This window comes from Caballeronia calidae, from assembly GCF_900044055.2.
Lineage (GTDB): Bacteria > Pseudomonadota > Gammaproteobacteria > Burkholderiales > Burkholderiaceae > Caballeronia > Caballeronia calidae.
Map to the genome: position 1 here is coordinate 1 of NZ_FCOX02000144.1, position 6,790 is coordinate 6,790.

Annotated in this window: 8 protein-coding genes; 2 read left to right on the top strand and 6 right to left on the bottom strand. The window is 52.5% G+C overall.

Going from position 1 to position 6,790, the window contains the following annotated elements:
* Positions 1–259: transposase (locus AWB78_RS44655; protein ID WP_157697769.1), on the bottom strand; the 259-nt coding region annotated here is incomplete at its 3' end.
* Between the two features lie 717 nt (positions 260–976).
* On the opposite strand from AWB78_RS44655, the gene hfq reads away from it, so the two are divergent.
* Entirely contained in the window at positions 977–1,249 is a 273-nt protein-coding gene (hfq, locus tag AWB78_RS40710) for an RNA chaperone Hfq (protein ID WP_062612720.1), read from the top strand.
* A 306-nt stretch (positions 1,250–1,555) separates the two neighbouring features.
* Positions 1,556–2,440 (top strand): hypothetical protein, encoded by an 885-nt coding sequence (locus AWB78_RS47250; protein WP_157697827.1) that lies wholly within the window; start codon positions 1,556–1,558, stop codon positions 2,438–2,440.
* Between the two features lie 652 nt (positions 2,441–3,092).
* Here AWB78_RS47250 and AWB78_RS40720 read toward each other — a convergent pair.
* The 5 genes from AWB78_RS40720 to AWB78_RS49000 all read right to left on the bottom strand — a co-directional run.
* On the bottom strand, positions 3,093–3,890 hold the full coding sequence (locus tag AWB78_RS40720; RefSeq protein WP_062612724.1) for a hypothetical protein: 798 nt from the start codon (positions 3,888–3,890) through the stop codon (positions 3,093–3,095).
* 670 nt (positions 3,891–4,560) lie between these two features.
* Positions 4,561–4,782: a hypothetical protein gene (locus AWB78_RS40725; RefSeq protein ID WP_062612726.1), complete on the bottom strand. Its 222-nt coding sequence runs from the start codon at positions 4,780–4,782 to the stop codon at positions 4,561–4,563.
* A 488-nt stretch (positions 4,783–5,270) separates the two neighbouring features.
* Positions 5,271–5,807, bottom strand: a complete 537-nt coding sequence (locus tag AWB78_RS44660; RefSeq protein WP_074173695.1) for a GNAT family N-acetyltransferase — start codon at positions 5,805–5,807, stop codon at positions 5,271–5,273.
* Positions 5,808–5,951: 144 nt separating this feature from the next.
* Positions 5,952–6,386 (bottom strand): hypothetical protein, encoded by a 435-nt coding sequence (locus AWB78_RS47255; RefSeq protein WP_157697829.1) that lies wholly within the window; start codon positions 6,384–6,386, stop codon positions 5,952–5,954.
* A gap of 93 nt (positions 6,387–6,479) precedes the next feature.
* On the bottom strand, positions 6,480–6,790 hold a 311-nt coding region (locus AWB78_RS49000), incomplete at its 5' end, for a hypothetical protein (RefSeq protein ID WP_232478097.1).

Here is a 6,790-nt window from a genome sequence, read left to right on the forward strand (position 1 = left end):
CCTCCCATTCGAGAAAGCGTTTGTGGATGGCGCTGGCACTACCAAAACGCTCTTTGGGCAACGCCTTCCATTGGCAGCCCGTGCGCAGTACATACACAATGGCTTCAAACACTTGGCGAGCCGGCTTCGGCGGTCGTCCCGCTCCCGGCCTGCGCAGGTACTGTTTCTCTGGTGAGGGCGCACGTTGCGGGATCAGTGGCTCCACCCGCTGCCAGAAAGCATCGGTCACCTCCCACGATTCGACTCGCTTCTTGGTCAAGCCTTCGCTCCAACGCCGCACTCGCTTGCGGCTCGGAACGAAGTATACCTTTATTTACGGATAAGTTCTAAGAGAACGCGTGAAACATGCCCACACGGCCCTCCACGCTTACCGACACGCGACCGGTACGGGCTGACAACCTTTGCGCGCTATTGGAACGCCCGCAAGCAGCGCATGAGCCTGGAGCGGCGGGCGTCAACTCCGCTCGACTAGCGCCGCTGGATGATTTGCGCACCAACGATTCTCGTCCAACTCGTCATTGCGCCGTCGCGCGCGAGATGCCCAGATATCGAGGTGATCATTTATCGGTCACGCGTCGCTGCAGATCACCACATCACGTACATGACGAGGGAAAGACTACGCCACCCATGTTGGCAGCCATCGCCCGCTACTATACCGAAGACGAAGACGAAGACCAATGTGACCGGTGGATCGAACTAGGCGCACACCTCAGACGCACAAGATCGCAGCGGAATCGGCACGCAGGGGCAGCTAGGAGTACGCCAGTCGCGCTCGATCACCTTGGCGCGCAGGAAGCGAATGGGAAATCGGCCAATGCGTCGTTCCGTTAAAGCGCGTAAGCAGCTAATATGGAGCCCACGACCCAATGGTCGTCCTCGTTCTGGACAATCCTTTCGCGTGCGCACGCACATATTGAACTGAGCACGAGCGTCGCGCGAGCCGACCACTAAGCAAAAAACCATTCGAGAGAGCGTCATGGCCTCATTGCCGGCGAACATTCAAAACGACTTCCTCAACGTTCTGAGAAAGGAGCACAAACGTGTCAACGTATTCCTCGTGAACGGAGTCAAGCTCACCGGTCATATTCAGTCGTTCGACGTCTACATGATCTATCTCCATTCAACCAGTGGGCTCCAGATGCTTTTTAAGCATGTCATTTCGACCATCATCGAGGATCATCGCTTGACCAGTCGACCGAAAAGTCGCCCAGTCGCGCCGGACTGCCCGGACGAGCGAGCCGGCCGCTGATGCGTATCACTACACTCCGATTCCGAGCTTGCGACCTTGGGCTTACGGATTTCTATGGCCAAATCGGACGAGTGTTGATGGTAGCCCGTTACGTCTCGCGCTAAATGAACCGCCAGCGTTGCCACGCGCTTTTGAGTGAGGTTCAACGGCCTGACTTGCAGCAAGTGCGCTGCTCGTAAGCTAAGCGTTCCGGGTAAGCGTGTTGCAAGCTAGCGCATTGGAATAATGCAGTACTTCTAAATTTACTAGACCTCGACCCCACAAATTTTGCACCACCCTCACTTCGTTTGACACAATGGAGAAGACGTGAAAATTTATAAAGCGTGGCAATTATTACACCCATCAGAAGCACTCTCGATTGAAAATTCTATCAAATATCTGAATAAAAAAACGTCGCCGGCCCTTCTGCCTCTCAAAACCTCTCGGAATAATCGCACTCTTGATCGACACTCTCGCGGTTTTCTGAGCATTGCAAAACATAATTTTTCAAGTGCATTCAACAAACATCGATCGGCCGGGTATAAAGTTCACGGGTTGATTCTATTAAAAACCTTCCACGCACCGTCTTTTAAAACCAGCATTAACAAAACAAGCGATGGCCATGTATCCACCTCTCTTATTGTAAGCAATGGAGGAGCTAACCCCCCGCTTTTCCCGGGTGATTCGACCATTGGGCATATCGTGAAAGACGAAGCAGAACTTTTGAAAAGAACAAAAAATATAGCCCCCTACGACTTAGGTAGACCAGAATTTACCGAAGTGGGGTGGTGTGCGACTCGGGACGTTGAGCAGCTTTCACCAGACACCCCGGCAACGAAACAAGAGGTGCTAAACTGCATCAAAGCTGGAACGTACCCTCAGCACGTCGTTGAGGAGGGAATAGGCGAAGATCGGCAATACGGAACCTATAACGAACTGCGCGTCGAGAAAGGGTACTTTGAAGCCCAAGCTAACGAGGTCGTTGTGTTGGAGGGTAGCGCACCTCACGAGTTTGCTCAACTGAAAATGGGCAGCAAAGTTTTGGAAATGTTTTCGGGGAAGACTAAAACCCAATCAAAAAAACTGATTCTAGTTCCCAAGATTGGGATATCTGTGCTTGCAAATCGCGAGGAATACGAGGCTGATTTGAAACAACTGCTTCTTGAGACGTATGCCGTTCACCCCACTACAAAAACCAAATCTAGAGTTTGAGCTAAATCGATAAAGGAGGGGTTGCCCGCGAATTGCGTATCTCTTGTGAGCCGCCATTATGCCCAATAGAGTTTCTGGCCCGCAGCACGTAGCCGGGCGACTTCGTTGCGAAAGTTTTCTTTGGCCAGATGACGAAGTTGCGCCGAGGGCTTTGGCCTGCTTCCAAACGATATTAATGACATAGCGGGGAAGGAGACAGCAATGCTGCCGCCCCCTTTCCCAACGCCCAAGCGCCGTTCCCAAGCGCCGTTCAACGCAAACAGTTTAAGCATTGTTGACACACCGCCAGGGCGACTCCGATCTTGCGGATTTGAGTAAGAACCTTGCCAGCGACCTATCGTCGGCTCATCCGATCGCTTGGACGCCGACGCTGAGCTGTTTTGTCCGGGAATATTGTCCGGGAATAATCTCGTCCAACCCAGCGTGATGGAAGACCGCAAAGTTCGCAAAAGCGGATATCAGGCCCATTGCGAACGCGTGAGCGTCGCTCTCGGTGATCGCGGAGCTGGAGCACTGGCGCGGTTGGCACTGGCTAGCATATGGCGCGGCCGCCGGGACTTTCTGGGACACCGACGTATATGAGCGAGCAAACCAAGTAATAAGCGCGGCTCTCACGACTCACCAAAAAATCCCGTCTGGTCCGCCATCTAAATCAATTAGGCAGATCTTCCAACGGATCCCGCCCACTTTCCGAAGAGAAGAACAATTCGGGCGCGGCCCGCAAAGTCTCAATTTCCTTATGCTTCGAAAAGTTCTCCCACAGTTTTGCACGACGTGGATCTGCCGGCAGCATTAAAATAGCCGTTTCTAACGCCCCGTAGAGCTCGGGGAGAGCGGCATTATCCTCAGTTCGAAACCGCTGCAAGTTAGTCACGAGAGACGAAAGTGAGTAAAATTTCTGCTCAGGCGAACCATGCTGACAAATTGCCGCAATGAAATCTCTCGCTACCGCCGCTCGATTTTTGGCGGCAAGATGCGGTAGGGTCTCTTGAAGCGCAAAGAGCACGCTATCGCGATGCTTCGCCTCGTTGCACCGATCAATTTTTTCCAACAAACCCTTGGCGGCGGCTTGCTGATCTTTCTCAAGGAGCACATTGAGTTGCCTCCCGATCGTCGTCAGATGCGCGGCACGCGCCTCATCCGAGTCAAACGATTCTAAATATTCAAGCCCTTTTTTTAAAGCATCGAATCGAAACGCTTTTTTAATTGATTGTAGCGACGCGCACCGCCCGTTCAGCTTATCGATACCGTCCACTACGGCGGGCAATGTCGCTCTATATACAGGCTTGTTTTTAACTTTATTAAACTTTACGCGGTCGTCAAGGGGAAGAAACGTCAAAATTGCCTGTGACATCAAATCCTCCTTTTTACCCACCGCGTCAACGAATTTTGATTTTTCCGTATACTGATTGTCCTGGCAACTTACCACACTATTTTTTGTTACTAACATTTATTCTTTTCCTTTATGATTTTACAATCAAAATACGCCGTCCTTTACCCCCCGATGGTATCGTGACAGGTCTGGTGAAAAGACGGAAATCAAGCAGCCGAGATCGTTCGATTAGCACGGCTGCGTTCGGGTGGAAAGCTTGATCTGGCACGCGCAATACAGCGCTGACCACTCAGCCGCCAACAAGCGGATCATGCCATACAATGCGAGGGGTAAACAAGCCCGAGTCACGGGTCAGTTTGTGCCTGCGCAGATATCTTAGAGTACAAAGAACGCTGCTTTATCCGCGCTGCATCGACCTGGTTCGCCGACCTGATTCAAAGGGATATGAGATTCGGCCACGTCACGGCTGTAAGCTGACTGACTAAAGCGCGCACGAATACTCTTCTGCGATATGGCTATAATGGCAACGCGCAGCGCAGACACAAGGAACGCGCTTGGACGCGTCATTTGGCTTCGTGTGCCCGCATCGCGCCGAAAGGCAATCTCATCGATATTTTTTCTTCTGTTTCACGACTGCCCGAAGAAGTTTCAATGCCCTCCCGATGTCGTCGCCCTCAAGACGCCAAGCGCAGTTCGCAAATTACGCGGCGCCCTATCGTTGGCAAACACACGACACTTCAGCACTAGATTCTTGCCCCACTGCGGCCGCCCCCGGCGCAACCGCCTTCTAGTCTCCGCGCGCTACGTTGCAATTGATCTGGCCGCCGCTCGCCACTTTCTCGAGACCCAAAGCCCAACGTAGGTCGTTAACAAAATCCAAACAAACACGCTCCCATTCCTCGCTTCCTTCCTGAAGATCTGTGGGGTTCATCTTGCCCGTCGCACGGCGAATGGCAGCAATGCTGCCCGCGAGGGCACGAGCTTCGGCATACAGTGGATCGTCATGCATATGAGATGTCTCTTACTTTTATCGTTTACGCGGGGTTTTTATCACCTTTCCCGCGACTTCTTTAAGTTTTTTCTTATGATAAACCGTGAAGATCGTAAATTCATTCAGATATACTCATGCGATGAGAGCGCTATTTTCAAACAATAAACAGCGGGCATTCAGTTTATCATCCGCCGCCATTTCCTTGCAGCGGCAATAGCGAATTAACGTTTTATAGCTTCGGCGCACTGGACAAGACACGCCAGCGTCCAGCCTAGCGCCGCAATCGACACGGTTTTCATATTTCGCCTGACCCGGCTTTACACAGCGCGACGGCTCCGCATTACCTCACACTCGGCCGCTCCGTGGCCCGCACCGTACGCACGCCGCTGGGTGGTGAGACACCAACACTGACTAATCAATCATGCCAACATCATTGAAATCGTGAGCGCCCAGCCGGCGAGGCCGCAACCTTGCCTGCATCTCGGGTCGATGTACACATTCGCGCCCTATTGAATTTTTTCCACGCTGGAAAACACCTTGCCCATCGAGATCGCCGTCACATACGCGCCCTCACGAAACCCGAAGGCTGGATGTGTTCCTTCTTGAAGGAAGCCCAGTGACTGATAGAGATTGATCGCGCGCCAATTGTCGGCCCAAACATGCAACTCGAGCCGCATTAAACCCAACGATTGTTGCGCCCAAGTGATGCCTTGTTCAAGCAAAGCGCGACCGATACCCTGCCCGCGCATGTCTTCGCGCACACACAACATGCAGGAGCCCACATTGCGGCGTGACCAATCAGTGATATCAACATGGATCTCCAAAAATGCGATCGGGAGATCTTCCGTTTCCGCAATAACAAATAAACCATTATTTGCATGTCGATCAATGCGCCCCCTCCACCAATCCACTGTTGCTAAAGGCGGACAGGCCAGTCCGGCTAAGCCCTCATCATCCCCTGCGATTGCTTGCACGTATTCACAATCTGATGATACAACTCGGCGCAAGGACACCGTTGGCGAGCATTGTTTGATGGAGTCCACTACTATTATTTATTTCAGTTCGGCACGGAGCGGGCACGCAAATCCGCTGCTCCACGTTATATACCAAGCACGCGCCTAGCCATGACGGCTTAAACGTTGAAGTTTCGCGACCAAGGTAAAAGACTGGGCCGCCTCAATCTTTCGCTATCGCGTCGACATGGCCATTAATTCCCCGAGTTTTTTCAACAACGTAATCCGACCCTCAACTATAGACAATTCGAAGGAATTTTTCGCCCCTTGGAGCGCATTCATCACTTCCTGATTCTTCAGGCGCTCCATCGCTACGCGCTCGTTTTGCCCCGGCAGGACTTTTGGCGCCACCGGACCCTGAATCGGAGCGGAAAATTCGGCTTTACGCGGGTTGAGGTCCTTCGGGTTGAGGTCTTTCGGGTTGCGCCCCCCCAATTGGGGACGCGATTTTAATCCATCAAACGAGCGCGCGATATTTCTATCATTTTTATGCAGCCTGGATACGCTCTCATTAGCGCTCGGCGGAATATCGGCCGGTGAAAGACCCGTTTTTCCCGAACTGACTGCGGTGATATTATCTGGCATATTGATGTGTTCGATTTGAGCCATTTAAGATTGCAAAATCTGAAGTAGATGGCGCCGCATCGGATAGGCCACCGCCCCTTACCCCTACTTACTTCACTTCGATCTCTGCATGTCAGGTTAGAGTACAAGATTGGATGCCGTCTTGCCATCTCGCATGCGAACGTATTGACGCTGATGCGAAACGTCTGAGTGAACCGCACGTTGGCGAGAGTCGGGGCGCGGAGCGGCGTGTTGGGCCGCTAAACCAGAGTTCGTGCTAGCAAAAGCAGAATATGGACTGGTTCGCCGCAGCTCAAGCACAGATAGAAAGTCTTTCGATTCCGCCTCGCCATAAGCGCCCCCATGAACTCGGCTACGTCCGTCGCGCCACTTGAACAGCGCGGTATCGTCATTGCGACCGCGAAGTTGCCGCGTTGCCAGCATCGACG

What these genes read in the sequence shown, in the direction of transcription:
- hfq (WP_062612720.1), top strand. Translation starts at nt 977, where the DNA reads ATGGCCTCATTGCCGGCGAACATTCAAAACGACTTCCTCAACGTTCTG.
- AWB78_RS40725 (WP_062612726.1), bottom strand. Translation starts at nt 4,782, where the DNA reads ATGCATGACGATCCACTGTATGCCGAAGCTCGTGCCCTCGCGGGCAGC.
- AWB78_RS47255 (WP_157697829.1), bottom strand. Translation starts at nt 6,386, where the DNA reads ATGGCTCAAATCGAACACATCAATATGCCAGATAATATCACCGCAGTC.
- AWB78_RS40720 (WP_062612724.1), bottom strand. Translation starts at nt 3,890, where the DNA reads ATGTTAGTAACAAAAAATAGTGTGGTAAGTTGCCAGGACAATCAGTAT.